At 63.1% G+C, this 22988-nt stretch carries 24 protein-coding genes; 8 read left to right on the forward strand and 16 right to left on the reverse strand.

Going from position 1 to position 22988, the window contains the following annotated elements; all coding sequences use genetic code 11:
* Positions 1-3: 3 nt before the first annotated feature.
* From cimA to cysS, 6 genes are read right to left on the reverse strand one after another with little or no spacing between them, the layout of a single operon-like run.
* Complete coding sequence (gene cimA, locus NKH43_RS03840) at positions 4-1626, reverse strand: citramalate synthase (RefSeq protein ID WP_352856673.1); 1623 nt, start codon at positions 1624-1626, stop codon at positions 4-6.
* Positions 1623-2579 (reverse strand): prolyl aminopeptidase, encoded by a 957-nt coding sequence (gene pip, locus NKH43_RS03845; protein WP_352856675.1) that lies wholly within the window; start codon positions 2577-2579, stop codon positions 1623-1625. The genes cimA and pip overlap by 4 nt, the downstream gene beginning before the upstream one ends.
* The gene (locus tag NKH43_RS03850; protein ID WP_023719860.1) at positions 2576-3052 is read right to left on the reverse strand and encodes a GFA family protein; all 477 of its coding nucleotides are present in this window, start codon (positions 3050-3052) and stop codon (positions 2576-2578) included. Before NKH43_RS03850 ends, pip begins: the two co-directional genes overlap by 4 nt.
* Entirely contained in the window at positions 3049-3540 is a 492-nt protein-coding gene (locus tag NKH43_RS03855; RefSeq protein ID WP_352856677.1) for a GFA family protein, read from the reverse strand. The genes NKH43_RS03850 and NKH43_RS03855 overlap by 4 nt, the downstream gene beginning before the upstream one ends.
* 6 nt (positions 3541-3546) lie before the next feature.
* On the reverse strand, positions 3547-3933 hold the full coding sequence (locus tag NKH43_RS03860) for a VOC family protein (protein ID WP_352856679.1): 387 nt from the start codon (positions 3931-3933) through the stop codon (positions 3547-3549).
* Entirely contained in the window at positions 3930-5399 is a 1470-nt protein-coding gene (gene cysS / locus NKH43_RS03865; protein ID WP_352856681.1) for a cysteine--tRNA ligase, read from the reverse strand. Before cysS ends, NKH43_RS03860 begins: the two co-directional genes overlap by 4 nt.
* Before the next feature lie 419 nt (positions 5400-5818).
* Here cysS and NKH43_RS03870 point away from each other — a divergent pair, with 419 nt between their 5' ends.
* Positions 5819-5968, forward strand: a complete 150-nt coding sequence (locus NKH43_RS03870) for a hypothetical protein (protein ID WP_023677745.1) — start codon at positions 5819-5821, stop codon at positions 5966-5968.
* Positions 5969-6025: 57 nt separating this feature from the next.
* Here NKH43_RS03870 and NKH43_RS03875 read toward each other — a convergent pair whose 3' ends face one another.
* On the reverse strand, positions 6026-6787 hold the full coding sequence (locus NKH43_RS03875) for an SOS response-associated peptidase (protein WP_352848731.1): 762 nt from the start codon (positions 6785-6787) through the stop codon (positions 6026-6028).
* Positions 6788-6910: 123 nt separating this feature from the next.
* On the opposite strand from NKH43_RS03875, the gene NKH43_RS03880 reads away from it, so the two are divergent.
* From NKH43_RS03880 to NKH43_RS03895, 4 genes are all read left to right on the forward strand, one after another.
* Positions 6911-7336, forward strand: coding sequence for an NUDIX hydrolase (locus NKH43_RS03880; RefSeq protein ID WP_352856683.1), 426 nt, complete (start codon positions 6911-6913; stop codon positions 7334-7336).
* A gap of 48 nt (positions 7337-7384) precedes the next feature.
* Positions 7385-7762, forward strand: a complete 378-nt coding sequence (locus tag NKH43_RS03885; RefSeq protein WP_023719865.1) for a TIGR02301 family protein — start codon at positions 7385-7387, stop codon at positions 7760-7762.
* Positions 7763-8136: 374 nt separating this feature from the next.
* Complete coding sequence (locus tag NKH43_RS03890) at positions 8137-8394, forward strand: hypothetical protein (protein WP_023677749.1); 258 nt, start codon at positions 8137-8139, stop codon at positions 8392-8394.
* 96 nt (positions 8395-8490) lie between these two features.
* Positions 8491-9294, forward strand: coding sequence for a hypothetical protein (locus tag NKH43_RS03895; RefSeq protein WP_023719867.1), 804 nt, complete (start codon positions 8491-8493; stop codon positions 9292-9294).
* A gap of 34 nt (positions 9295-9328) precedes the next feature.
* Here the strand turns inward: NKH43_RS03895 and NKH43_RS03900 are convergent, their stop codons facing one another.
* On the reverse strand, positions 9329-10660 hold the full coding sequence (locus tag NKH43_RS03900) for a dihydroorotase (RefSeq protein WP_352788917.1): 1332 nt from the start codon (positions 10658-10660) through the stop codon (positions 9329-9331).
* 83 nt (positions 10661-10743) lie between these two features.
* Between NKH43_RS03900 and ygfZ the strand changes: the two genes are divergently transcribed.
* The 3 genes from ygfZ to NKH43_RS03915 all read left to right on the forward strand — a co-directional run bounded on the left by ygfZ (position 10744) and on the right by NKH43_RS03915 (position 14439).
* Positions 10744-11604, forward strand: coding sequence for a CAF17-like 4Fe-4S cluster assembly/insertion protein YgfZ (gene ygfZ, locus NKH43_RS03905; RefSeq protein WP_352856685.1), 861 nt, complete (start codon positions 10744-10746; stop codon positions 11602-11604).
* Complete coding sequence (locus tag NKH43_RS03910; protein WP_352588668.1) at positions 11604-12236, forward strand: YfbR-like 5'-deoxynucleotidase; 633 nt, start codon at positions 11604-11606, stop codon at positions 12234-12236. Before ygfZ ends, NKH43_RS03910 begins: the two co-directional genes overlap by 1 nt.
* Positions 12237-12300: 64 nt before the next feature.
* Positions 12301-14439, forward strand: a complete 2139-nt coding sequence (locus tag NKH43_RS03915; RefSeq protein WP_352856687.1) for a putative bifunctional diguanylate cyclase/phosphodiesterase — start codon at positions 12301-12303, stop codon at positions 14437-14439.
* A 91-nt stretch (positions 14440-14530) separates the two neighbouring features.
* On the opposite strand, the gene NKH43_RS03920 is transcribed toward NKH43_RS03915, so the two are convergent.
* The 8 genes from NKH43_RS03920 to recO all read right to left on the reverse strand — a co-directional run bounded on the left by NKH43_RS03920 (position 14531) and on the right by recO (position 22878).
* Positions 14531-14803 carry a DUF3303 domain-containing protein gene (locus NKH43_RS03920; RefSeq protein WP_352856689.1) on the reverse strand — a complete coding sequence of 91 codons (273 nt, stop codon included), beginning with the start codon at positions 14801-14803 and terminating at the stop codon, positions 14531-14533.
* Positions 14804-14825: 22 nt separating this feature from the next.
* Positions 14826-16289 carry a RimK family ATP-grasp domain-containing protein gene (locus NKH43_RS03925; protein WP_023719872.1) on the reverse strand — a complete coding sequence of 488 codons (1464 nt, stop codon included), beginning with the start codon at positions 16287-16289 and terminating at the stop codon, positions 14826-14828.
* Positions 16286-17392: a peptidase C39 family protein gene (locus tag NKH43_RS03930; protein ID WP_352856691.1), complete on the reverse strand. Its 1107-nt coding sequence runs from the start codon at positions 17390-17392 to the stop codon at positions 16286-16288. Before NKH43_RS03930 ends, NKH43_RS03925 begins: the two co-directional genes overlap by 4 nt.
* Before the next feature lie 208 nt (positions 17393-17600).
* Positions 17601-18395, reverse strand: coding sequence for an anti-sigma factor family protein (locus NKH43_RS03935; RefSeq protein WP_352481851.1), 795 nt, complete (start codon positions 18393-18395; stop codon positions 17601-17603).
* Entirely contained in the window at positions 18392-18910 is a 519-nt protein-coding gene (locus NKH43_RS03940) for a sigma-70 family RNA polymerase sigma factor (RefSeq protein WP_023719875.1), read from the reverse strand. Before NKH43_RS03940 ends, NKH43_RS03935 begins: the two co-directional genes overlap by 4 nt.
* 153 nt (positions 18911-19063) lie before the next feature.
* The gene (locus tag NKH43_RS03945; protein ID WP_352856693.1) at positions 19064-21787 is read right to left on the reverse strand and encodes a DUF2339 domain-containing protein; all 2724 of its coding nucleotides are present in this window, start codon (positions 21785-21787) and stop codon (positions 19064-19066) included.
* 84 nt (positions 21788-21871) lie between these two features.
* On the reverse strand, positions 21872-22096 hold the full coding sequence (locus NKH43_RS03950) for a PaaI family thioesterase (protein ID WP_352494851.1): 225 nt from the start codon (positions 22094-22096) through the stop codon (positions 21872-21874).
* Between the two features lie 5 nt (positions 22097-22101).
* Positions 22102-22878, reverse strand: coding sequence for a DNA repair protein RecO (recO, locus tag NKH43_RS03955; protein WP_352788928.1), 777 nt, complete (start codon positions 22876-22878; stop codon positions 22102-22104).
* Positions 22879-22988: the final 110 nt, after the last annotated feature.

Here is a 22988-nt window from a genome sequence, read left to right on the forward strand (position 1 = left end):
TCCTCACTCCGCCGCGATCAGCCCGGCCATGTCGCGGTTCTTCATCAGCTTGTAGACGATCGAATCCATCAGCGCCTGGAACGAAGCATCGATGATGTTTTCGGAGACGCCGACCGTCCACCAGCGCGCACCGGTGCCGTCATGCGATTCGATCAGCACGCGGGTGATCGCCTCGGTGCCGCCATTGAGGATACGCACCTTGAAGTCGGCCAGCTCGAGATCGGCGATCTCGCTCTGGAATTTGCCGAGATCCTTGCGCAGCGCAATGTCGAGCGCGTTGACCGGGCCATGGCCTTCGGCGACCGACATCTTCTCCTCGCCCTCGACCAGCACTTTCACAATCGCCTCCGAGACCGTCTTCAGCTGGCCGTTGGCGTCGAAGCGGCGCTCGACCATGCAGCGGAATGAAGTGACGCGGAAGAATTCCGGCACGCCATGCAGCATCTTGCGCGCCAGAAGCTCGAAGCTGGCGTCGGCGCCTTCGTAAGCGTAGCCCTCCGCCTCACGCTCCTTGACCACGGCGATCAGCGCGTCGAGGCGATGGTCGTCCCGGGGCATGTCGATGCCGCGCCGTTTCAGCTCGGCCATGAAATTCGCCTTGCCGCCTTGGTCCGAAACCATGACGCGGCGGCGGTTGCCGACAGTCTCTGGCGGCACATGCTCGTAGGTCGCCGGCTCCTTGGCCAGCGCCGAGGCATGGATGCCGGCCTTGGTAGCGAATGCGGAGGCGCCGACATAGGGGGCCTGCGCTTCCGGCGCACGGTTCAGCAACTCGTCGAAGGCGCGGGACAAGCGCGATATACCGGTCAACGCCTCCGCTGAAATGCCTGTTGCAAAGCGGCCGGCAAAGGAAGGCTTCAACGACAATGTCGGCACGATCGAGATCAGATTGGCGTTGCCGCAGCGCTCGCCTATGCCATTCAGCGTGCCCTGGATATGGCGCACGCCGGCCTCCACGGCGGCAAGCGAATTCGCCACCGCCTGGCCGGTGTCGTCATGGGCGTGGATGCCGAGATGGTCGCCCGGTATGCCGGCCGCGATCACCTTTTCGACGATGGCGCGCACCTCGGAGGGCTGCGTGCCGCCATTGGTGTCGCATAGAACCACCCAGCGCGCGCCGGCATCGTAGGCCGTCCTGGCGCAGGCCAGCGCATAATCGGGGTTGGCCTTGAAGCCATCGAAGAAATGCTCGCAGTCGACCATCGCCATCTTGCCGGCACTGAGCGCCGCCTCGACCGAGGCCTTGATCGCCTCGAGGTTCTCCTCATTGGTGCAGCCGAGCGCGACGCGGACATGGTAGTCCCAGCTCTTGGCGACGAAGCAGATGGCATCCGACTTCGACTGGACCAGCGCGGTGAGGCCGGGGTCGTTGGAGGCCGACACTCCTGCCCGCTTGGTCATGCCGAAGGCGACGAACTTGGCATCGGCCGTGCGACGCTCGGCGAAAAAGGCGGTGTCGGTTGGATTGGCGCCAGGGTAACCGCCCTCGACGTAGTCGATGCCGAACTCGTCGAGCAGCTTGGCGATGGCGATCTTGTCCTCGACGGAAAAGTCGATACCCGGCGTCTGCTGACCATCGCGCAGCGTCGTGTCGAACAGATAAAGGCGCTCGCGAGCCATCGTCATTTCCCGGCAAACACGTCCGTTGCGCGGATCAGCCTGTCGAGGATGCCCGGCTCCGAATAGGCGTGGCCGGCACCTTCGATCAGATGGAAATCCGCTTTCGGCCACGCCTTGTGCAGCGCCCAGGCATAGCGCGCCGGGCACGGCATGTCGTAGCGGCCGTGAACGATGCTACCCGGTATATCCTTAAGCTTCCATGCATCACGCAGCAGCTGTCCCTCTTCCAGCCAGCCGGCATGGACGAAATAGTGGTTCTCGATGCGGGCGAAGGCCAGGGCATAATCATCCTGGCCGAAGGGACCGCTGGTTTCCGGTTCCGGCAGCAAAGTGATCGTCTCGCCCTCCCACAGGCTCCAGGCGCGAGCGGCCTCGACCTGCGCCACAGGATCGCTACCGACCAGCCGTTTGCGGTAGGCGGCCATCATGTCGCCGCGCTCAGCCTCCGGAATGGGCGCCAAAAACCGCTCCCATTTGTCGGGGAACATCTCCGAGACGCCGAACTGGTAGTACCATTCGAGTTCGGCGCGGGTCAGCGTGTAGATGCCGCGCACGACCAGTTCGCTGACCCGCTCGGGGTGTGTCTCGGCATAGGCCAGCGCCAGCGTCGAACCCCACGAGCCGCCGAACACCAGCCATTTGTCGAAGCCGCACATGTCGCGCAGCCGCTCTATGTCGGCGACCAGATGCCAGGTGGTGTTGGCTTCGAGCGAGGCATTGGGCGTCGATTTTCCACAGCCACGCTGGTCGCACAGGATGACATCGTACAGCGTCGGATCGAACAGCCGCCGGTGCTTTGGCGAAATGGTGCCGCCCGGTCCGCCATGCAGGAATACCGCCGGCTTGGCACCGCGGGTGCCGGAGCGCTCCCAATAGACCTGATGGCCATCGCCAACGTCTAGCATGCCGGACTCGAAAGCCTCGATCTCGGGATAGAGGGTGCGGAATTCGCTGCTCATAGTTTCAGGCCCTGGTGCGGCCAGTTGGCCGTCTCGTGATCGGGATGCTGGAAGGAGATGATTGACTCCTGTCGCGCGTAGAAATCCGGATCGTCGTGGATTGGCGCGTCGAAGATCGTCTCCACCCAAGGCAGCCTGGCGGCGTAGTTGACCTGGATCTGCGGCGCCAGATCGGAACGGTCGTCGAAGGCGCCGATGGCGATCTCGAGCGCGCCGGGCTGGCGGTAGGTCAGCGGCGTGCCGCAGCGGGCGCAGAAGCCGCGATCGATATTGACCGACGACTGAAAGTAACTCGGCTCCTCGCGCAGCCATTCGACGCCGTCGCTCGGCACTGTCACAAGCGCGCCGAAAAACGAGCCGAACTGTTTCTGGCACATGCGGCAATGACAGATCGAGGGGCGGCCGAGCGCGCCGTGGATGCGGAAGCGCACGGCGCCGCACTGGCAGCCGCCGGTACGAACGGTTTCGGTCATGATCTTTCCTCCGGCGGCCATTGTTCGGTGTCATGGTCGGGATGTTGGTAGGAGACGAGGTCGGCGAGATAGGAGGCAGACGAGACGTCGGCCATCGTTTCCTCACCGGGCAATTCGTGGACATGATCCACATAGGGGAGCTTGACTTCGACACCCCATTGGATCGTCGGCGCGATCTCCTCGGGGTGGTCGAATGCGGCGATGGCGAGCGCCACGCCGTCGGTCGCTTCGAAGGTCAGCGGCGTGCCGCATTCGGCGCAGAAACCGCGCAACGCCGCATTGGACGAGCGGAAGCGTTTGGGCTCGCCGCGCGTCCAGTCGAGTCCTGCGCCGCGCACCGAGACCAGCGGCAGGTAAAAATTGCCGCTCGCCTTCTGGCACATGCGGCAATGGCAGACGGAGGCATCGCCGAGCGCGCCTTCGACGCGGAAGCGCACTGCGCCGCACTGGCAGCCGCCCGTATACACCGGTCTGTTGTCAAGGCTCATCGCATTTTACTCCGGAGCATGGCAGACCGCCTCGACATTGTTGCCGTCGGGATCGAAGACGAAGGCGCCATAATAGTTCGGATGATAGTGCGGGCGCAGGCCCGGCCCGCCATTGTCCTTGCCGCCGGCGGCGATTGCCGCCGCGTGAAAGGCATCGACCTCGGCACGGCTGCGCGCCGTGAAAGCGACGTGTTGATGATCCTTCGGCTTGTCCTTGCCGGCATGCAGCCAAAACACTGGCCGGTCGCGGCCGTAGCCGCCGACCTTGGCGCCGCCGGTATATTCCTGCGGCACCATGTAGAGCAGCGAGGCACCAAGCGGCGCCATCGCCCTGTCGTAAAAAGCTTTCGACACGTCGAAATCCAAAACGGTGATGCCGAGATGATCGATCATCTTTTTACCTCCCAGGTGGTGATGCGTTCGCCGGTGACAGGGTCCTTGCCGTCCTTCAACTGGATGCCTTGCGCCAGCAACTCGTCGCGGATGCGGTCGGCCTCGGCCCAGTTCTTGGCGGCGATCAGCGCGAGGCGTTTGGCGATCGCTTTGGCAATGGCGTCTTCATCCACCTTGGCTGTTGCGACGTCGAAGCCGAGGAACAGCAGCGATGCCTTCAGCAAAGTGGCAGCATCGTTCTCTTCGGCGGCTGCGTTGCTGCTACCAGCGTCGAAATCAACAGCATCGCCAGCCAACTGGGTCAGCAACTGGAATGCGGGATAGGTGGCGAGGTCATCCGACAGCACTTCGATCACATCCGCCGGCACCGATTTTGCCGTTGGCGGCGCCAAATCGGCCGCTCGCTTCCATTTGCGCAGCGTATTCTCCGCCTCTTCCAGCTTGCGTACGGAAAAGTCGATCGGCTCGCGATAATGCGTCATCAGCATCGCCAGCCTGAGCACCTCGCCCGGCCATTTGCGGCCGCCAAAAGTCTCCGTCTCCAGCAGTTCGGTGATCGAATAGAAATTGCCCAGGCTCTTGGACATCTTCTGGCCCTCGACCTGCAGGAAACCGTTGTGCATCCACACCTTGGCCATCGTTTCGGTGCCGTGGGCGCAACGTGACTGGGCGATCTCGTTCTCGTGGTGTGGAAAGATCAGGTCGAGACCACCGCCATGGATATCGAACACCTCGCCGAGATAGGCGGCCGACATCGCCGAGCACTCGATGTGCCAGCCCGGCCGACCCCTGCCCCACGGACTCTCCCAGCCCGGTTCCTCGGGCGAAGACAATTTCCACAGCACGAAATCCTGCGGGTTCTTCTTGTGCGCATCGACGGCGACGCGGGCGCCTGCCTGCTGCTCGTCGAGATTGCGCTTCGACAACTGTCCGTAGTCCGGCATGGAAGCGGTGTCGAACAGGACTTCTCCAGCCGCGACATAGGCATGGCCGCGTTCGATCAAGCGTTGAATCAAGAGGATCATGTCGACCTTGCCGTCGGGCCTAGGCTCGACGAACTCGGTGGCGCGCGGCTCGACCGTCGGTTCCAGGCAACCGAGCGCCGCCACGTCCTTGTGGAACTGATCGGCGGTCTTTTCGGTGACCCGCCTGATCGCTTCGTTCAGCGACAGCTTGCCCAAGGCAATCTCGCCGCCGAAATCGCGCAGCGCGCGAGCGTTGATCTTGTCGTCGACGTCGGTGATGTTGCGGACGTAAGTGACATGCGCTTGCCCGTAGAGATGGCGCAGCAAACGGAACAGCACGTCGAAGACGATCACCGGCCGCGCATTGCCGATATGGGCGAAGTCGTAGACCGTCGGGCCGCAGACATACATGCGCACGTTGCGCGGATCGATCGGGAAGAAATCCTCCTTGCTCCGCGTTAGCGTGTTGTAGAGGCGCAGGCTCTTCGATGCGTCAGACATACGTGCGTTCCGGTGCGTTACTTTGTTTGAGCATGATCTTTTGGGATCGTGCTCTGGATGGAGTCGGTCACGCCGAGGCGCAAAATCGAGCTCCAGCCTGCTGGCCGGGGCGTTTGTCCAATCTGGGAGGAGATGAGGCGAAAACGTCCAGGACCAGCGCGAGGCTAGTCGATAATGCAAATGCCACAAATGGCGAAAGACGTTTTCATGGCCGGCTTTATCGCCTTGCCCGGTGTTGCCGTCAAGTCGCTACCTTCGCCAAAAATATCGTTGGCTCACAGGAAATGAGCCACTGAAACATTTTATTAAACAGATCGGCACTGTCATGAAACATTCGCCGGCTAGATCAGCAAGCGTCACGATTTGGTCGGATTCGGCCAGCAAACGCAGACACGAAGACGTTACCAGGGAAGAGAATAATGCCTAAGCAAGAATCCAACCGCGCCAAGCAACCGGCGCTCGCCAGCCATTACCGGGCGATCGGCCCGGCAGCAATCGTCGCAGCTCTTCTGCACACCGCGAAGAAGAAGAAGCCGGCACAGAAGATCGTGTCGCCACGCGCTGCCTGAGAATGCCGTCGGGTGAAGATTGAGGCGCTCACGGTGTCCTGGAAATAGTAGCTTTCGCTAAAATAATGTCATTTGACTGTCGTTCGCGCCGGACTTCTGGCGCTTGACTTTCTCGGGCTCAGGCTCGACGACGCCCTTCTCCTGAATCTCCGGCCCGGTATTGGCGACCTTGTTGACGAGGTCGGAAACCGGGATCGCTTCGAAGAAATCGGGCCGGGTGGGTCTCAGCAGATCGGCCACATCACGCGGCTCGAGCGTGCGGCAATCCAGCCAGCGCGCGAAATCCTCGGGATGGATCACCACCGGCATGCGGTCGTGGATATGGGCAGTATCGGCATTGGCGTGGGCGGTCAGAATGGCGCCGGTGTCCATTTCCGAGCCACCCGGCTCGGCATACGTCTCAATCAGCCCGGCGAAGGCGACAAGCCCGCCATGCTTTGGCCGCACCCAATAGGGCTGCCCTCTTCTGCCAGCGGTTTGGTGCCATTCGTAGAATCCCGAAGCCGGTACCAGGGCGCGGCGATGGCGCATGGCAGCGCGAAACGACGGCTTTTCCGAAGCTCCCTCAGAACGCGCGTTGAACAGCAGCGGGAAGTTACGCGTATCCTTGACCCAGGCCGGGATCAGGCCCCAGCGCACCAGCATCGAGCGGCGGTCGGGCAGGTTCGAGCCCGGCGCCTGCGGCAATCCGGCGAGCGCCATCAGCACCGGCTGCGTCGGCGCGATATTGTAGCGGGGCGGAAACTCCTCCAACTCCGCCAGACCGAGAAGGGCGGCGGTCTGGTCCGGAGTGGCGGTCAAGGCAAAGCGTCCGCACATGAATTCAGCTCTCGAATGGGTGACATGTGAAAGTGACCATGGAACCTGCCTTTCGCAACCGCTAAAGCTGTTCGCCGACGGCCGGTCCACAACGGGCTATGCCAATCGAGCGATCGGGAACCCATGGAAGCACGTAAGATCATTCCGGCAATCTCGGTCTGCGTCGTGCGCGAGAACACGGTGCTGCTAGTCAAGCGGGCCAGACCGCCCTCGCAGGGCCTTTATGCCTTTCCCGGTGGCAAGGTCGAAGCCGGCGAGACGCTGGAACAGGCAGCAAGGCGCGAATTGCTGGAAGAGACCGGATTGCAGGCGCGCAACTACCGGCCGCTGCGGGAAATCCACATCGACGGCAGCGGCGACGGGCATCCGGTCGACTACCGGCTGACGGTGTTTGGGGCCAACTATGCCGGCGGCGAGGCGGTGGCCAGTGACGACGCCGAAACCGCCGCCTTCTATACACCGGCCGAAATGACAGCGATGCAGCTTGCCGATGCAGTGTTTGATATTGCCGACGACCTGCTGGCCACCAGCAAGGGCGGCGCGAACTGAGCTTGAGAATCGCCTTGCAGGCAACAAATTGTTTCAGCACAAGGGCTCATGAACCGCACATCACCGTTTCTCGCCGCCTGCCTCGCCGTTAGTGTGGTTGTCGGCTTGCGTCCTGCCATTGCCGCCGAGGCGCCGTTCGAGCCCGGGCTGTTGCGGCTGGCGGAAGTGCTCGGCTCGTTGCATTTCCTGCGCAATCTATGCGGCGAGAAGGGCGACCGGTGGCGGGCCGAGATGGAAAAACTGATCGCATCAGAAAATCCGAACCCTGAGCGGCGCGCCCGCTTCATCGCCAGCTTCAACCGCGGCTACCGATCCTTCGGCGGCAGTTATACGCAATGCACCGCATCGGCGACGGAAGCCATCAGCCGCTACATGAAGGAAGGCGAGACGCTGTCTCGCGACATCGCCTCGCGCTACGGGAACTGACGGCGGCAGCTGCCGTTCCGGCAAAGCGGAATCAAGCGTCGGCGCTGTTGGCGGCGGACGCGTTCGACACTTCTCCGCTTGCCTCGGGTGGGGTCTTGGTGCAAACCTGATGTTGCACTTTTGCAACTATGTTAACGAAACGTTAGCGCGCAGATGTGAAATTAACTCAAACTGAAGGTTTCCGTCCCCTTGGCCGGCCTAATCGGCTAAGTTTGAAACGGATCGGACGCAGGTTTGCTTAATGCGACGGGTTTTGTAGAAAACGACCAAAAAAATGTCGCATTTACAAGTACTTACTTCGCCTGCGTGTAAAAGGGACAACTCAAGCTTGATCCCTATCCAACGGATCACCGCTTGAAAGGGTGGACATCGCAATGGAACATGGCGTCAACGACATCGACGCGCTGGTCAGGGAAGAAAAGCGCCTGACCGCCGTGGAAAGCCACAGCGAAGCCTGGGCGGAAGGATTGTCGGCGGGGATCGAGCCGGAAATCATCGCCGAGGCAGCCCTCGAAACGGCATTCGGCGAGATGCTGCGAACCAATGGCGAGACCTCGGCGCTTGCCCTGCTCGATCGCATGCGCGAAAAGGTGATTGCCGGGGCCTTCGAGCCCGAAAGGCTGCGGCACTGACCCCGGTTCTTTGACGACGGCGCGCCGCCGGACATCATGTCCGGGCACATCATGTCCGGGCACATGAGTGGGCCTGGAACCAGGGAGTAGCAGGCGGTGAATTTTTCGATATCAGGCAAGCCGCGCGGCCTGGTCCTCAGCATTTGGCTTATCGCCTCCTGCGCCACGATTCCCCTTGCACTGTTTCTTGCGAGCAGCCCCGCTCACGCCCTCAGCGAGATCAAGCGCGAAGACCTGCCTTCGCCGGTCACGCCGCCGCCCGACGGCGACATGTCGCCGCCCGGAAGTACCGTGCCGATGCCCGGCCCGCTCGGCACGACGCCACCTGCAGCCAGCCAGCCGACTCCGTCCGACGAGCCAAGGCAAACCGAACCGAAAGGGCCAGCGGACGATGGCGGCATGGCCAATCCGCATGTCGATCCGGACGCGCCTGTGCCCGAAGTCGTTTACGACCTTGCCAAGTTGCCGGAACCGGTCAGGCGCATGCACGATCTGATCGTCGAGGCGTGCAAAAGCGGCGACATCGAAAGACTGCGGCCGCTGATCGGCACGGGCGACATGATGACCCAATTGTCGCTGGGCGACATGGAGGGCGACCCGATCGCCTTCCTGAAAGGGCTTTCGGGCGACACGGAAGGCCAGGAAATCCTCGCCATCCTGGAAGAGGTGCTCAATGCCGGCTATGTCCATGTCGATGCAGGCACGCCGCAGGATCTCTACGTCTGGCCGTATTTTTTCGCCCTGCCGTTGGACAAGCTCGATGCCAGGCAGCGGGTCGAGTTATTCAAGATCGTCACTGCCAGCGACTATGACAACATGAAGCAGTTCGGCGCCTACATCTTCTACCGCGTCGGCATCACGCCGACCGGGCAATGGACGTTCTTCGTCGCTGGGGATTGAGTGGTCAGGCCTGGCCCTTATTGAGGCAGGGAGCTTAGCCCGCCAACGCCTCGGAAAACTCCACCGCCCTGCCTTGGCCTGGCGTGGCAATCTCGCCTTCCCACATCACGCGCCGGCCCCGAACGATAGTGCCGACCGGCCAGCCGGTCACCTGCCTGCCGTCATAAGGCGTCCAACCGGCCTTGGAGCCTTGCTGGGCGTTGGCGATGATCTCGCGGCGCTTCAGGTCGACGATGGTCAGATCGGCATCGTAGCCGGCGGCAATACGGCCTTTCCTGGCGATGCCGAAAATGCGCTGTGGGCCATGGCTGGTCAGGTCGACAAAGCGCTGCAACGTCAGCCGGCCGGCGTTGACATGATCCAGCATGATCGGCACCAAAGTCTGCACGCCGGTCATGCCTGACGGCGACGCCGGATAAGGTTTTGCCTTCTCGGCCAGCGTGTGCGGCGCATGGTCGGAGCCGAGGACATCGACAACGCCTTGCGCAATGCCCTGCCAGACCCCCTCGCGATGGCGCGCGGCGCGCACCGGCGGGTTCATCTGGATCAGCGTGCCTAACTGCGCATAGTCATCTGCGCTCAGCGTCAGATGATGCGGCGTCGCCTCGCAAGTCGCGACATCCTTGTGCTGTTCGAGGAAGCCTATCTCTTCGGCGGTCGAGATGTGCAGCACATGGATCCGGGCACGGACCTGGCGCGCGATGCGCACCAGGCGCTCGGTGCAGCGCAATGCGGCGATCTCGTCGCGCCACACCGGATGTGAGGACGGATCGCCCTCGATGCGCTCGCCGAGCCGCTCGCGCAGCCGGAACTCGTCCTCGGAGTGAAAGGCGGCGCGGCGGCGTGTGTTCCTCAGGATCGAGGCAACGCCTTCGTCGTCCTCGACCAGCAGGTCGCCGGTGGACGAGCCCATGAACACTTTTATGCCGGCCGCACCCGGCAGCCGCTCGAGATCGCCGGCGTCTTTTGCATTGTCGCGGGTCCCGCCGACCCAGAAGGCAAAGTCGCAATGCATGCGGCCGGTGGCCCGCCGCACCTTGTCGGCAAGAGTCGCCTCGCTGGTGGTCAGCGGATTGGTGTTCGGCATCTCGAAGACGGCGGTGACGCCGCCAAGCACCGCCGCCCGCGAGCCCGTCCCCAAATCTTCCTTGTGCTCCAGTCCCGGCTCGCGGAAATGCACCTGGCTATCGACGACGCCCGGCAGGATATGCAGTCCGCGGCAGTCGATTGTCTCGCCGGCCGACGCCTGGCGGAGATCGCCGATGGCAGCGACGCGCCCACCATTGATGCCGACGTCGCGAAAACCCTCGCCATCGTGGTTGACCACGGTGCCACCTGTCAGGATGAGATCGTAGATGGGGGCCATGCGGATCAGGTCTCTTGCGGGGGAAGTGCCAGCGGCTTACGTAATGGCCGACAGTTTTGCAAGATCAGGCTCGTTTTCCCACCATGCCCTTTGCCTCGCTCAGAGATCGCGCACTCCTTTCCGTGTCCGGGCCGGATGCTGAGCACTTCTTGCAGAACATCCTGACCACCGACCTCGACGTGCTCGGCAGCAGCGAAGCAAAGCCCGGCGCCCTGCTGACGCCGCAAGGCAAGGTCCTGTTCGACTTCCTGATCTCGCGCGCCGGCGAAAATGCTTTCCGCCTCGAGTGCCGTGCCGAGACCGCTGACGATTTCATGCGCCGGCTGACGCTCTACAAATTGCGCGCCAAAGTCCAAATTTCCAAGCTGGATCAGCCGGTTGTGACCGTCCTATGGGAAAGCGCTTCAACTGCCTCGCAATTTGAATCAGCACCGTTTGCCGATGCACGGTTCGTCGATACTATCGTCAAACGCTTCTATGATGGCACCGCAGAAGGAGGCGACCTTGCCGCATGGCAAGCCTTTCGCATCGCCCATGGCATTGCCGAAAGCGGCAGCGACTATCAGCTCGGCGACGCGTTTCCGCATGACGTGCTGCTCGACGAGATCGGCGGCGTCGGCTTCAAGAAGGGCTGCTATGTCGGCCAGGAGGTCGTCTCGCGCATGCAGCATCGCGGCACTGCCCGGCGCCGGGTGTTGATTGTCTCGGCCGGACGCTCCCTGCCCGCCTCGGGCGCAGAGTTGACCGTGGAGGGGCGGCCTGTCGGCACGCTTGGCTCGACCGCCGGCACGACAGGCCTCGCCATTGCCCGCATTGACCGGGTCAAGGCAGCGTTCGACGCCGGCCTGCCGATCCTGGCTGACGACGTCGCCGTGTCGCTCACCATCCCGCCCTGGGCGAAATTCAGCTTTCCGCTGGAAGCCGTCGGCGCGGAGGAGGCCTGATGGCGGCCGATCGCGCCGGGGCGCCGCCGCGCGCCTGGCAGCGCATGCTGTCCGGGCGACGGCTCGATCTTCTCGACCCCTCGCCGCTCGACATCGAGATCTCAGATATCGCTCACGGCCTTGCCCGCGTCGCGCGCTGGAACGGCCAGACCAGAGGCGAGCACGCCTTTTCGGTCGCCCAGCATTCGCTGCTCGTCGAAACGCTTGTCGGCGAGCTGGTGCCGGATGCCGACGCCGATGCGCGGTTGGCGGCGCTGCTGCACGACGCGCCGGAATATGTCATCGGCGACATGATCTCGCCGTTCAAGTCCGTGATGGGCGGCAGCTACAGGGACTGCGAGATCAGGCTGCAGCGCGCCATCCATCTGCGCTTTTCGCTGCCAGCGGAACTCGACGCGGGACTGCGCAAGGAGATCAAGCGAGCGGATCAGATCGCCGCTTATTTCGAAGCGACGCTGCTTGCGGGTTTTTCAACGGCAGAGGCGACGGAGTTCTTCGGCCGGCCGCGCGGCTTCAATGCCGAGCGCTTCGATGTCACGCCGCGCTCGGTGACCTGGGCGCAGAATGCCTTTCTCAAACGGTTTGCGGCGATCGAGAAGTCGCGACGCCAGACTGCCGTTCCAGCCGGCTGAAAACGGTAAATTAACCGGCAAGGACAAGAGTGCCGTGGTTAACCACGGTCCATAGGCGCGCTACATGCCCGTTGCCGGTATCAAGGCAGGTTCGTCCGTCCGCCGACGACGGGTCAAAGGCGTTGGTCTGCCGCAACGGATTGAAGACGAACTGCGCGAACAGAACGAGCGTTTTTCGGCAGCGGTCGAGAACATGTCGCATGGCCTGTGCATGTTCGATGCCGATGAACGGATGATCATCTGCAATAGGAACTACATCAGCATCTTTCGCCTCGACGCCGACGTGGTACGGCCCGGCATCCGGTTTTTCGACATCCTCCAGCACAGCGTGGACATCGGCATCGCCTCGCAAAGCGCTGAGCAACTCTATGCCATTCGCAAGCCCTATATCGACCAGGCAAAACCTTCCACCTATGAGGAAACGCTTGCAGACGGGCGTATCGTCAACATTTCGCACCGGCCGCTGGCGTCGGGCGGTTGGGTATCGATCTACGAGGATATCACCGAGCAACGGCGCGCCGAGCAGGAGTTGAAGGAGCAGCACCGCCGTTTCGACGCGGCACTTGCCAACATGTCGCAAGGACTTTTGATGTACGACGCGGACGGCAAGCTGATCGTGCGCAACGAACGTTTTCTGGAACTTTACCATGTCAGGCCGGCCGACCTCCCGCTTGGCATGAGCCACCGTGATGCCTTTAAGCGGCTGCTGGAACTGGGCATTTACACAAAGCTCGACCCCGACAGCGAAATTTCGCAAATCGAAGCCTGCCTGCGGGCGGGCAAAACACACGTAACGCATCGCCATCTTGCCGATGGCAGAACGCTGCTGGTTGCACGCCGGCCGATGAGCGGCGGCGGCTGGGTCGCGACATTCGACGACGTGACCGAGCGCAGGCGCGTGGAAGAGCGCATGACCCACCTTGCGCATCACGACACGCTGACCAACCTGCCCAATCGCTCGATGCTTCGCGAACGGCTCGACCAAGCCCTTAGCGAGATGAAAGACGGATCGCTGGCGATATTCTCGCTCGACCTCGATCACTTCAAGGCGGTCAACGATACTTGGGGCCACCCTTCCGGCGACTGGCTGCTGAAATGCGTGGCCGAACGGCTGCAACGGTGCCTGCGCAATGAAACGGACGTTGTCGCTCGCTTCGGCGGCGACGAATTCGTCATAATCCAGTTCAATCTCAAAAGCCTGGGCGATGCGGAAAAACTGGCCAAACGCATCGTCGAGATCATCGGAAAGCCGTTTCGCGACAAGCGACACGACATGCGCGTCGGCATCAGTGTTGGCATCGCGCTGTTTCCGAATGACGGCAAGGACACCGACACTTTGCTGAAAAACGCCGATATGGCGCTCTATCGGGCAAAGAGCGAAGGGCGCAACCTCTACCGTTTCTTCGAACCAGCCATGGATGCGATGGTGCGCGCGCGCCGGGCGCTCGAAATCGATCTCAGGGCGGCGCTGTCGCGCCGGGAATTCGAGCTGGATTTCCAGCCGATCATGAACATCGCCTCCGGCGAAATCGTCGGTGCCGAAGCCTTGATGCGCTGGCGTTCGCCAGTGCGCGGCCTGGTGCGTCCGGACGACTTCATTCCGGCCGCCGAGGAGACGGGGCTGATCGTGCCGCTTGGAGAATGGGCGCTGCGGAAAGCCTGCACGACCGCGGCAGGCTGGGCGCCTTTGCGCATCGCAGTCAATGTCTCCGCCGTGCAGATCAAAAGCGGCACCTTTGCCCGCAGCGTCATCTCGGCGCTGGCGTTCTCGGGCGTGCCGGCCAACCGGCTTGAACTGGAAATCACCGAAACGGTGCTGATGGACGAGAGCGATCTGGTGCTCAAGACACTGAGGCAGCTGCGCGATCTGGGTGTCCGCATAGCGCTGGACGATTTCGGCACCGGCTATTCCTCGCTCGGCTACCTCAGGCGCTTTCCCGTCGACAAGATCAAGATCGATCGCTCTTTCACCCGTGACATCGACAGTCGCGATACCGCGGCGATCGTGCGCACCATCATCGGGCTTGGCGCACAGCTGGGCATCACCGTCACCGCCGAGGGTGTCGAGACCGAAGCGCAGCTTGAATTCCTGCAAAAGGAGGGCTGCGTCGAGGCCCAGGGCTATTTGATCGGCGTGCCATCGAAAGCGTCGGACATCAACCGGCTGCTGAAGTCGAACGCGACGATCAGGCAATCCGGCTAAGTGCGACAGCCGGGCGAGCCAGTCATCGGCTCAGCCTGGACATCTGCCATCAATACAATGTCTGGATATACCTCGTCGAAGCGCGCGCAGGTCAGAGATGTCCGCTCAACGCCTCCACCGTATCCTTGTTCGTCGCCACGGGAACGATCTCGAATTCGACCAGATCCGCCCATTCGATGACCCACCGCTGCAGGAGTGTGACGTCATCGGCCTCAACCAGCAGGAAGCAGCGGCTCATATCCGCTGCGATCCAGCTGTGGTGCACGAGCAGCGCGTCCGGCTTCAGGCGGCCCTGGTCGCGGAAACGGCGGTAGATCTTCTTACGGTCGCAGCCGCGAAAATCCTCGGTTACGAAGAACAGCATCTTTTTCCCCTCAATTCGGATGTCATCGGCCCGGCCGGTCCAATCGCTCCAGGAACCACTGCGTCAGCCGCACCCAGACCTCGTCTTTTTCGCCGGAGTCTTCCCAGCCGTGGTCGAGGTTGGGGTTATCGTTGACCTCGATGACGAAGACGCCGTCCCTGGTCTCCTTGAGGTCGACCCCGTAGAGGCCGTCGCCGATGCAGCGCGCCGCGCTCACCGCCGTCTCGACGACATGGGCCGGCGCTTCCTTCAGGGTGAAGGTCTTGATGCCGCCCTGGTCGGGCTTGCCGTTGGCCTTATGATTGACGATCTGCCAATGCTTCTTGGCCATCAGATAATGGACGGCAAACAAGGGTTGGCCGCCGAGGACACCGACGCGCCAATCATATTCCGTCGGAATGAATTTTTGCGCGATCAGGAGGTCGGAATCCTCCAGCCATTCGGTTGCGAGCGTCTTTAACTCTTCGAAGGTGCCGCATTTCTTGACGCCGCGCGAAAACGAGGAGTCCGGGATCTTCAGCACCAGGGGGAAGCCCAGCGTCTGCGCCGCAACTTCCAGATCCGAGATGCCGGCTATCATCACCGTCGGCGGCACCGGTACCTTGTTGTAGGTCATCAGCTCGTTGAGATAGACCTTATTGGTGCAGCGGATCATCGACAGCGGATCGTCGATGACCGGCATACCTTCCTGCTGGGCGCGGCGGGCAAAGCGGTAGGTGTGGTTGGAGATCGAGGTGGTCTCGCGGATGAACAGCGCGTCGTAGTTGGCGAGCTTGGCCAGATCCCGCTTGGTGATCGGCTCGATTTCGACGCCCATCTTTTCAGCGATCTTGGCCCAGTGGCGCAGCGACGAAATCTCCGACGGCGGCAGTTCCTCATGCGGATCGACCAGCGTGGCGAAAGTGTAGCGCGCCGGCGTGCGGCCCTTAGTGTCACGCCACTCGCGGTTGGTGTAGGTCTCCAGGCACTGGAGAAAGTGCGTTTCCTCGTCCTCGGTCATCCTGGCCAGGGGATGGAAGCCAATCTTGCGGATCGAGGCCCATTCGGCGCTGTCCCTGATGTGGACCTCAAGCGCCGGGGCACGGAACCAGTCGAACAGCAGTTTGGCGAAGCGGTCCCAGATCCTGGACGGTCCGATGCCGAAGAAGATGCAGACCTTCTGCGGGAAAGCGCCGCCCAGGTCCTTGCGGCACTTGTTGAGTGCGAGTTCGAGTTCCGGCAACGCGTGCTCATAGAGCTTGCGCTCCGACAGGTCGATCATCGTTTCGACCGTCGGGATGACCTTATGGCCGCGCGAACCGGCGAGCAGCGAGGCGTAATAGCCGCGGCTCTGGTAGCCGTAATTGTTCGACAGGTTGATGACCTTGGGCCGCTGCCCGCGAAACAGTGCCGGATGGGCAAGGTAGTCGCGATTGGTGATGATCTTGTGCGGCGTCGCCACTTGGTCGAGATCGTTCTGCCGGCCGGTAAGGATGACCCAGGTCATTGGCTGTCGCGCTTTCCGAGAGTGATGGCGGCGCGCAATCCGTCGCGGCCGAATTGCGCCATGTTCATGAAGATGCCGTAAGGCACGGGAATGTTGGCAGCATCGAGGATCGTCTCCTGCCGCTCGTCCTCGACCCAAGGGTCGTGGATCAGGATATGATCGCCGTTGTCACCGATGGCCAATACCCAGTGCGGAACCTTCTTGCCGAACATCAGGAAGCCGCTGATCAGGACCAGCACCAGTTTTCCCTCTGCGATCGCGGTGCGAACGTCGTCAAGCCCGAATGAACGGTAATTCACCGGGATGCCGTAAAGTTCCGCGCGGCGTCGAAAGTCGACCTGCGCCAGTTCCATCACCCGGCGCTTGTCTTCACTGCGCACCGACTGCAGGAACAGCGCGCCGTAGAAGGAGACATAGATCTCAGCAGCAAGCCCGCTCTCATAGCCGGCGACGGCCAGCCCGAACGGCTCGCAGCCGCCGGGGCCGGACATCATGAAAACGGTCGTCGCCTCACGCCACAGCCGGATTTCCATCACCGGGTCCGGCACGAAGCCGGGGCCGAAGTAAGCCATCGCCATCATCAGGCAGCATGGTCCGCAAGTGAATTCGCAAGTCTGCTGATAAAACGGCACTTCGGTGGCGACCGGAATGTCGCCACGCAAGGTCTTTTCATAGCGCAGCGCCGTGGCGCCATCCTCGTAATAGTCCGGTTCGCGGCCGATCTTGCGGTAGCCGCTCCGCTCGTAGATCTGGATCGCGCGCGGGTTGTCCTCGCGGACTTCCAAACGAAGCATCATGCGGCCGTGCTCGAAAGCAGCGGTCTCGGCCTCTTCCAGCAGAAGGCGGCCAACGCCACGGCCGCCGAAAAACGGACCGACGGCGATCGAATAGAGCCGCGCGACGCCGCTGCCCTTGCGAAACAGCACGACTGCATAGCCGGCGACGCGGCCATCGCTTTCGCCAACCAGCAGTTCGGCGGTGTCGCGTTCGATCAGTTGGCGAAAGGAACGGCGAGAAATGCGGTCGCTCGAGAAAACAGCTTTTTCGATGGCGGCGAGGTCATCGACGTCGGACGCGCGGGCCTTGCGAATCTCGGCAGGCATGCGGGCTCAGAAAACCTCGATTGGGTTGTGGAAACGACCCTAGTCTAAACATCGGTCACACCAGCCGAAGTGCCAGCATTAAGCAAGCGCTATCGCACCTCGATTAGGGCCGAATTGTGACAGTTTTGACAGCAGGCAGGTCGCGCAAAGGCTTTGAGCGACCTCCGTGTTTCGGCATCGGCGCGGCTCCGGAAAAATGAGATCCTGCTCAGCTTTGCAAGGCCGCCAGAAGCTGGCCATAGGCGCTCTTGGCCACCGCGGCCAGCCGCTCGCGCGGCAGCGAGCCGACGACGGCGCAGCCATAACCCTTGTCCAGCCAGTAGACAGCCGCAGGACCATCTTCTTCCGACCCATAGGTGCCCTTGGCCTTGGCAGCCGATTCGGCGGTGACGAAGAGCGAAATGCGCGCGCCCTTGTCGTCCTCGTAAAGCAGCATCGCGGCCTTGCCCTGGCCGGCAGGCAGCAGCCGGCCACCGACCAGTTGGAATCCCTGCGCTGCCAGATCCGGCGCGACGAGCTTCAAACCCACCTGGTTCGACAACCAGCTCTGCAAATGATCCTTGTCGCTTGCCGGCACTTCCACCGCATGCCGCTTTTCGGCGGCATAGATGACGTGGGCGGCGATCGCTTCTTCGGCAAGCTGGTCCTCGGCCGTATTTTCCAGGCCGAGGCCGCCGATGCCGGCAAGATAGCCGCCAGCACCGCCAATCACCAGCATGGCGGCAGCGGCGACCGCAAGCCACCAACGCGAGCGCGACGGCGCCGCTCTGACCACCGACGCCTCGCCAAGCACCACCTTGTTCAGCCGCACCGGTACGGGTTCGTCCAGCACGCCGTTAAAGGCTGCGCGCAATGCTGCCCGGTCGGCGGCGTAGCGTGCACTCTTGGCCTTCATCTCGGCATTGGCCTCGAGCCATGCCTCATAGGCCGTCCGCTCGTCGCCCGGCAACTCGCCATCGAGAGCCATGTGGATGTCGCGTTCGGAGAAATCGCGCCGGCTCATTTCTCGACGATCCTTATCGAGCGGCGGCGCGCGGTATCATCCAGCAGCGCGCGCAGTTCCTCACGCCCGCGCGCGATGCGGGACATCAAGGTGCCGGCGGGAACCCCAAGGATGTTGGCGGCTTCGGCATAGGAAAACCCTTCGATGGCGACCATCACAAGTGCCGCGCGCCGGTCAGGGCTGATCGCCTGCAGCGCGTCGACGATCTCGCGCGAGGCGATGCTCTCGACCTGCTCGGCGGGTGCTGCCTGCGCCTCGCTTGCCTCGAGCGGCAGCATCGCCGCCTCGCCGCGCCGGTTCACCTTGCGCATCTGGTCGATGAACAAATGATGCATGATCGTAAACAGCCACCTCCTGGGGCTTTCTCCTGTCTGCCAATTGTCGAGCCGCACAAGCGCCCGCTCGAGACAATCCTGGACGAGATCGTCGGCGGAATCGCGGTCGCGCAACAGCGAGCGTGCATAGCGGCGCAAACGCGGTATTTCACCAAGGATTGCTGCCTTCTTTTCGTCCATGACCGCTGGTTCTGGAGCCCCTGTCCGTGGTGATTGAACGCGCCTTTGCGGCGCGGCGCAAGCGGCCAGCGCGAAGCGGTCCGCCGCCCCGGTCACCCAAGCAACTGAATAACGCTGCCGATGCCAGCTTTATTCCCGGCCAAATTGAAATCGTCAGCTATTGCTCGTCTCGAGCTTTTCTTTCGCCGCCCTTGTCAGCAGCCGCTGATAAAACAAGCCGATGCCGATGAGCACCGCGCCGAGGCCGATGAAGGACAGCGCCCGCAACACGCCTTCCAGCTCCGACATATCGAAGACGAAGACCTTGAGCACGGCGACCGCGATCAGCGCCGCAGACGCTATGCGCAGCACCTGCGACTTCAGCCAGACACCGGCGGTGAGCAGCACCACGCCGATGGCCAACCAGAGCGCCGAATAGGTATAGGTCTCGAGCTGACCGAGGCCGCTCCACAGGCCGATGAACTCGCCCTTGAACAGCCTCCTGACCGACAGCGTGGCATAGACGAAGGCGAGCACCGCCGCCACAACCGCAAGCATGGCCGCATACCATTTCGGCCGCTTGTCGCGGGTATAGAGCGCCAGTGCGCCTGTCGCGACTGCCGGCAACAGATAGGCCAGGAACAGAAGGTTGAACACCGGAATGCCGCCGGTCGATTCATCCGTCAGCAGCGGGTTCAGCACCACAAAATGCCGGATGACGATGAAGGCGACCGAGAGCACCCCGGCAGCCATCGAGCCGTAACGCAGCACAGAGCTTGGCGAGCGCATGTCGATGGCGACCAGGATTGCACCGGCGCCGATGGCAATCAGCGTATAAATCGCCTGTTCGGCAAGTGTCATCGAGCCGCTGTCGATGACGCCACCATGCATGGCATGACGCACCAGCATGGCAACGGCGAGCAGAGCAAACAGCGCGGCGCCGGCCTCCATGGCGAGGCGCGGCCGGCCATTGGTTGTGCGGGCGAGTTGCCAGGCGGCAAAGCCGAAGGCGAGCGCCGGCACGCCATATCCGAGCAGCAGCCAGTTGAACACGGGTGTTTTCGACAGGAACTCGGCACCGACGATGGTCGGGTCGAAGGCGGCACGGCCGAGCACTGCGATCACCGCACCGACCGAAATCCAGCCAAGCACCGGATAGCTACGCCAGCGCGTCGCCAGTGCCGGCACAACGGCGGCTGCTCCGAGCAGGACGGTTGTCCAGCCGGAGCCAAAGGCCATGTGCAGCATCAGCAGGCCGGCGATCGCCGCGCCGGCGAGCGCGAAGGAGACGGCAGCGCCGCCGGTCAGCGGCGGCGCTTCGCCGCGCGCTATCCATTCGCCGCCGGCGACGAAGATCCCGACCAAAACGGCCGCTGCGGCCGCATAAGCAAGGTCACGGTCGAGATTGCCGAAGGTGAACCAGAGCGCCAGCAGGATGACCAGTGGCGCGACAGCGCTCCAGGCCGTCCATGTGGCGGCGCGCAGCCAGCCAGGAGCCGCAAAACGGCGCGCTGCCCAAAAGCCGGCGCCGATGAAGACCAGGCCCAGCGCGATGCCGATCCTGAGCATCAAGGCATCAGACGCCACAACCGGCACGCCATCGACACCGAGAGCGCCGCCCGAAAAATCGGCGGCGACCGTGGTCGGCGGAATGATGCCGAGATAGACCAGCACCGTCGCCAGCCCGGCGGCGTGCAGCAGTGCAAGCGCTCGCGGCCGGTAGAGCGCTATCGCCACCAGGGCTACGATAAGGGCTGCTCCCTGCAAGGCATCGCCGGCGGCGGCAAAGACCGGATCGACGAACAGGGCCAGCGCTGAAAGAGCGACGAAGAACCCCGGCGCGATCGACGGCCAGTCGAAGCCGGTGTCGGCGACCGCTTCGCTGCGACGGCCAAGCCAAACGAAGGCGAGCACGGCCAGTGTCACCACGTCGATAAAGAGGATGACGGAAAGGTTCGTCCCCGGCGCTTCGGTCATGTAGAAGATGGTCCAGATGCCCGTGGCGACGAAGGCTGCGGCCATCAAGAGCCTCCAGTCGCGGATGCGGGCAATGACGCCGGTGGCGGCGAGCACGATCGCCAGATAGCCAAACAGCGCCCACGGATTGGGCGCCTGCGAGGCGACGAGTAGCGGCGTCACCATGGCGCCGAGCAGGCCGACGCCGGCCAGCGCCTGACCGTGGACCAGGCTTGCCGCGATCGTCGCCACCCCGATGGCGCCGAGCAGCGTGAAAGCGAGCGCCGGGCCGATGAAACCGTAAATGCTGTACGCGGCGTAGACGGTGCCGAACAGGATGAAAGCGCCGGCCGCCGTCAGGATCGCCGGGATATAGGCACCGGCGGCACCTTGCACCGGGACCTTGAAGCCGGTGCGCCGGATGAACTCGCCGCCGGCGACCAGCGCCAGCCCAAGTGCCGCCGCCATGAAAAGCCGCACGCGTGGCCCGAAAATGCCGGCCTCGATCGTGTAGCGGATCAGGAACAGGCCGCCCAGCGCCAGCGCGATGCCGCCGACCCAGACCGCCCAGCGGGTACCGAGCGCCGTTTCGACGTCGGATTGGCGGGCGGCTTTCGCCGCTGCCGCCGGTTGCGCCGGCTCCGGTGCGGACGGCGCCGCGGTATCGGCTTCTGCCTCTGTGGCTGATGCGACCGCTGCGGTCTCGGCCCCTGGCGATGCGGCCATGTCGGCTGCCGCCGCCGGCGGGATTGCGCCATCCGCCGGTTTGCTGTCGTTTGCAGCCGGTTCCTTGGCTTGCGGCGGCGGGACAGGCGCGCCCGAAAGCACGAGGCTGCGCAACGCGCCAAGCTCGCGCTCGATCAGGCCGATACGGCTCTGCTGGCGTGAAATGATGACGAACAGCGCGATGATGGCGACGAGGCCAATCAGGCTTTCAAACATGGCGGTTCCCCCAAACCAGGCCAGTCGTCACTGACATTCAATGTTCAGTGACATTCAAATGCGGCGGCCAGACGGCCGGTCCATTCAACGTGCCGCCAGATTGGCCGCCGGAAAGATCGAGCACGTTTCGGTGCCGAAAGCCAGCAGCTTGCCGTTGGCATCCTTCAGCGCCGCTTCCGAAACCGCCAGCGTGCGGCCCTTGTGCACCACTTTGCCCTCGCACACCACCTCGCCGGTCCCTGGGGTGATCGGCCGCGTCAAATGATGTCGAGGCCGAGCAGCGAAACCCGACCGGGATAGGAGTTCCATTTCGCTCACCTGATGGCTTCGCCGATGGCGGTTTCCCCGGCAAATGCCTTGCCGCCCGCATAATGCTTGCGCAAGGCGGCGAGGAAGCCGGCGCGGGCGCCTGGTGGTTCGATACCGCGCGGCTCGTAGACATGGCGGGTCAAAAAGAAGCCGGTCAGCCGGAAGGCGTCGTCGATCGCCGCCGGATCGGCGCGCAGGCCCGAACCGCGCTGCAGGAAGGCAGGCAGCGCCAGCATCTTGTCGCGCCACGGCGCGCCCGCCGCCCGCGACACGGCGCGGCCGGATTTCGGCGAGACGTAGGCAAGGTCCTGCCTGGTGCCGGTCGCCGCACACTGGCTGAGATCGAGGCCGAAACCGAGTTCGTCGAGAACCAGCAGCTCGAAGCGGGCCACCAGCTCGCCGGCGGCATCGGCATCGTCGAGATGGGCGATCATGACCGCGAGCGTCTCATAGAGACCGCGATGGGCATCGCGCTCGGGCAGAAGACGCAAATGCGCGGCCATTGTCTGCAAGCCGTAAACGGCAACGGCGCTGTCCATCAGCCGGGCGGCGTTCATTTCGATGGCCTCGGCCTGGAAGGTGCCGAGATGTTCGTCGAGCCGCGCCCGCCACAACAGGTCGACGCGGTTGCCGGGCTGTAAGACCGGTTGCTGCTTGCGCGAACGGCCGCCGCGCACGAGACCGAGATGGCGGCCATGCGCACGTGTCATCACCTCGAGAATGGCGCTGGTTTCGCCATGCTTGCGGGTGCCGAGAATGATTCCCTCGTCGCGCCATTCCATGACCAGAGCTTGTCACCGGTTGCATGGCGAAATCAAGATGGGCGACTTATCCGCCGCCAAACCAAAACGGCCCGTAGCGTATCGCTACGGGCCGTTTTTGCGAGATCGTC

It is taken from the genome of Mesorhizobium sp. M1163 (assembly GCF_040318415.1).
Classification (GTDB): domain Bacteria; phylum Pseudomonadota; class Alphaproteobacteria; order Rhizobiales; family Rhizobiaceae; genus Mesorhizobium.

Excerpts from the sequence above, each read along its gene's own strand:
- cimA (WP_352856673.1), bottom strand. The coding sequence starts at position 1,626 with ATGACGATGGCTCGCGAGCGCCTTTATCTGTTCGACACGACGCTGCGC.
- pip (WP_352856675.1), bottom strand. The coding sequence starts at position 2,579 with ATGAGCAGCGAATTCCGCACCCTCTATCCCGAGATCGAGGCTTTCGAG.
- NKH43_RS03850 (WP_023719860.1), bottom strand. The coding sequence starts at position 3,052 with ATGACCGAAACCGTTCGTACCGGCGGCTGCCAGTGCGGCGCCGTGCGC.
- NKH43_RS03855 (WP_352856677.1), bottom strand. The coding sequence starts at position 3,540 with ATGAGCCTTGACAACAGACCGGTGTATACGGGCGGCTGCCAGTGCGGC.
- NKH43_RS03860 (WP_352856679.1), bottom strand. The coding sequence starts at position 3,933 with ATGATCGATCATCTCGGCATCACCGTTTTGGATTTCGACGTGTCGAAA.
- cysS (WP_352856681.1), bottom strand. The coding sequence starts at position 5,399 with ATGTCTGACGCATCGAAGAGCCTGCGCCTCTACAACACGCTAACGCGG.
- NKH43_RS03870 (WP_023677745.1), top strand. The coding sequence starts at position 5,819 with ATGCCTAAGCAAGAATCCAACCGCGCCAAGCAACCGGCGCTCGCCAGC.
- NKH43_RS03875 (WP_352848731.1), bottom strand. The coding sequence starts at position 6,787 with ATGTGCGGACGCTTTGCCTTGACCGCCACTCCGGACCAGACCGCCGCC.
- NKH43_RS03880 (WP_352856683.1), top strand. The coding sequence starts at position 6,911 with ATGGAAGCACGTAAGATCATTCCGGCAATCTCGGTCTGCGTCGTGCGC.
- NKH43_RS03885 (WP_023719865.1), top strand. The coding sequence starts at position 7,385 with ATGAACCGCACATCACCGTTTCTCGCCGCCTGCCTCGCCGTTAGTGTG.
- NKH43_RS03890 (WP_023677749.1), top strand. The coding sequence starts at position 8,137 with ATGGAACATGGCGTCAACGACATCGACGCGCTGGTCAGGGAAGAAAAG.
- NKH43_RS03900 (WP_352788917.1), bottom strand. The coding sequence starts at position 10,660 with ATGGCCCCCATCTACGATCTCATCCTGACAGGTGGCACCGTGGTCAAC.
- ygfZ (WP_352856685.1), top strand. The coding sequence starts at position 10,744 with ATGCCCTTTGCCTCGCTCAGAGATCGCGCACTCCTTTCCGTGTCCGGG.
- NKH43_RS03910 (WP_352588668.1), top strand. The coding sequence starts at position 11,604 with ATGGCGGCCGATCGCGCCGGGGCGCCGCCGCGCGCCTGGCAGCGCATG.
- NKH43_RS03915 (WP_352856687.1), top strand. The coding sequence starts at position 12,301 with ATGCCCGTTGCCGGTATCAAGGCAGGTTCGTCCGTCCGCCGACGACGG.
- NKH43_RS03920 (WP_352856689.1), bottom strand. The coding sequence starts at position 14,803 with ATGCTGTTCTTCGTAACCGAGGATTTTCGCGGCTGCGACCGTAAGAAG.
- NKH43_RS03925 (WP_023719872.1), bottom strand. The coding sequence starts at position 16,289 with ATGACCTGGGTCATCCTTACCGGCCGGCAGAACGATCTCGACCAAGTG.
- NKH43_RS03930 (WP_352856691.1), bottom strand. The coding sequence starts at position 17,392 with ATGCCTGCCGAGATTCGCAAGGCCCGCGCGTCCGACGTCGATGACCTC.
- NKH43_RS03935 (WP_352481851.1), bottom strand. The coding sequence starts at position 18,395 with ATGAGCCGGCGCGATTTCTCCGAACGCGACATCCACATGGCTCTCGAT.
- NKH43_RS03940 (WP_023719875.1), bottom strand. The coding sequence starts at position 18,910 with ATGGACGAAAAGAAGGCAGCAATCCTTGGTGAAATACCGCGTTTGCGC.
- NKH43_RS03945 (WP_352856693.1), bottom strand. The coding sequence starts at position 21,787 with ATGTTTGAAAGCCTGATTGGCCTCGTCGCCATCATCGCGCTGTTCGTC.
- NKH43_RS03950 (WP_352494851.1), bottom strand. The coding sequence starts at position 22,096 with ATGGAACTCCTATCCCGGTCGGGTTTCGCTGCTCGGCCTCGACATCAT.
- recO (WP_352788928.1), bottom strand. The coding sequence starts at position 22,878 with ATGGAATGGCGCGACGAGGGAATCATTCTCGGCACCCGCAAGCATGGC.